At 39.3% G+C, this 2,830-nt stretch carries 2 protein-coding genes; both read right to left on the reverse strand.

The annotated features are described in order from the left end of the window. On the reverse strand, positions 1-1,985 hold a 1,985-nt coding region (locus tag BP621_RS06790), incomplete at its 3' end, for a PAS domain S-box protein (protein WP_292388694.1). A gap of 407 nt (positions 1,986-2,392) precedes the next feature. Further along, positions 2,393-2,830 (reverse strand): nitroreductase family protein (locus BP621_RS06795; RefSeq protein ID WP_292388695.1); only part of this gene is annotated, 438 nt, incomplete at its 5' end.

Here is a 2,830-nt window from a genome sequence, read left to right on the forward strand (position 1 = left end):
AATATAAAACTGGTACTCTTATAGTCTTCGCTTTTGCTTTCTTCTATGCTGCTTCTATGTTCTCCACTTTTATCTTTATGGAGTTTGATTTGGATTTCTCCTTTATCTCTGTCGGGAAATGCATATTTAAGGGAATTGGAAACGAGCTCATTGACAATTATTCCTAACGGAACTGCTGTGTCCATGTCAAGTAATATGTTTTCTTCCAGATCCATATTTAAGCCGACATCAGCATTACCAAGTCTGTAAGTCAAGAAAAGAGCATCAGCGAGTTCCTTGATGTAAAGCGAAAAGTTAAGTTTATCGAGATCTTCACCTCTATATAGTTCTTCATGGATAAGAGCCATTGATATCACGCGGTCCTGACTCTCCCTGAAGGCTTCCAAGACTTCCGATTCATTGATATTCTTTCTATTTCTGAACTTTTCAGCTTGAAGGTCCAGTAGTGATGAGATTACCTGAAGATTATTCTTGATTCTATGATGAATTTCCTTTTTACGGACAGTTTCTATATTATTGAGAGCTTCTTCGGCTTCTTTTCGCTTAGTTATGTCAGTTAACATACTCATCAAGCCCATAAACTTGCCATCCTTATTAAAAAGGGGTTTAGTATTATTAAGCGTCCAGAGGGATGAACCATCTTTACGTATCAATTTCAATTCATAACTTTCACTTATTCCCTGCTTCCTCTTTTTCCAATTTAGTTTGGCAATAGATTTATACTCTTCACTGATGAAATCACATATTGGTCTACCAATAACTTCTTCTAGAGTATACCCTAGCATGTCTATTGTTTTCGGGTTAACGTAAGTGATTACGGCTTTGTTGTCAGTTACGAATATAACCTCGTTTGCTGTCTCAACGATATTTCGGTACTTTTCCTCACTTTCTTGAAGTCTTTCTTCTGCTTTTTTTTGCTCAGTGACATCAATGTCCATCTCAAGGATCATGGGAGAACCGTCAACGTCAGTGAACGGCAAATTATAGGCATCATAATAGCTTCCATCCGGCCCACTTACTTCCCAATGATGAGATTGACCGGTTTCAAGTACTTTATGTGATTCACAGGATTCACATGGCTGGGTAAATCCAAAATAATATTCATAGCAGTGCCGGCCACCTGGATCACCGAATCTTTTACGGAATCTGCGGTTGGCAAAGGCAACATGGTAGTCAGCTGTTAATAGAATTATCATTGCCGGCAGAGTATCCAGTACGTTATAAAGACGTTGTCGTTCGTTTATTGTTTCCTGGTTTCGTCTCTCCAGTTCCTCACTTGTTCTTTTAAGTTCTTCTTCAGCCTTCTTGCGCTGAGTAATATCAGAGTGCATGCTCATACTACCGATATATTTTCCCTGTGAGTCAAAGAGGGACGTAGCGCTCACAAGCGACCAGACTACACTGCCATCCCTGCGGCAGAATTCCATTTCGTACCTTTTTTCTTTGGTGTCTTCCTGTCGGGATTTTATTCTGGTAAGTGAACTTTCCGCATCATCTTTATCGACAAAATCAAAGATTGGTTTCCCTGTCATTTCTCCCGCTGTGTATCCGAGCATTTCCGCCATTTTTTGATTTACAAAAGTCGTAACCGCTTCAGGGTTGGTAATCCAGATGCCTTCGTTTGCTGTCTCTACGATGCTACGGTACTTTTCCTCACATTCCCACAGTTTTTCTTCAAGCCCCTTATGGTTGTTACTTATATCGAATCCATAAATATTGACGTATCCTTCTTCCGGAAAAGGGTGAAAATTGATCAGGTATACTCTTTTTCCCGCTCTAACTTCCTTTGTTTCCGGATTATTCCGAGAAATTGTTTTTACCACTAAATCTTCGATAGAAGACGGCAGTTTTTCTCCAATTTTCGTGTCCCACTCCTGCAATAAGGGCTCACTAGCTTCATTTGAGTAAAGAACAGTACCATCCTTATCGACACTAAGCACAGGATTTGGATTATTTGCTCTAAGTTTTTCAATTCTTGTTTCCATATTCCCCTTCAGGCTCCTATCTATGATGGTTATGCCTACTGTCGATGATTCATTTACGTTAAAATGTCTACTGCAACTATATAAATATATAATATTGTTTAGATATTATACATGCAACTTGACTTTGAATTGAGATAGTATTTATTACAAGAACCCTAAAATATGATATTTATCTGCTTAGATAAACACAATTAGCATATAAGCAAACAGTGTCAGTTTTCTATAATACAAGGAATAAGTGTACTTAGTTAAGATCTGTTTTAGAAAGAGTTGGTAATTGATGTATTAAAGTAAATGAAGTAGTAATAGAAATAATTTTCATTAAATTAAAAATTATTTTATAACCCAAACTCCATGTTCTCTCAAAGTTTTACAAAAACCAGAAGAGAGTAAAAAGGTATAAGCCTTTATTTATATTCGTCGTAAGCTACTATTTCTTCAAGAGATTTCCGTGGTCTGGCAGCGGGCGATTCTGCTGGGATCCCCACGGTCAGTAAAGCGACGACTTTTTTGTCCTGCGGGATTTTGAGTAGTTTTTTGACTTCATCTTCGTTAAAGGCGCCAATCCAGCAAGTGCCCAGCCCTAGTTCAACAGCCTCCAGGACAATGTGTTCAAGGGCGATGGCAAGGTCGACCTGGTGCCATTTTTGGGGGGAATCACCAATGCCTGCGATAACGTGCGAAGCGGTACCTACGAATGCCTGATTATTGCAAGCAGTAGCAAGCTGTTTTTTTACGTTCTCATCCTCGACAACAATGAACTTCCAGTTCTGCCTGTTTGCGGCCGATGGCGCAAGCCTTGCAGCCTCCAGCAGTTTCTCGAGCTTATTCTTTGGTATGCGCTC

It is taken from the genome of Methanosarcina sp. UBA5 (assembly GCF_002505485.1).
Taxonomy (GTDB): Archaea; Halobacteriota; Methanosarcinia; order Methanosarcinales; family Methanosarcinaceae; genus Methanosarcina.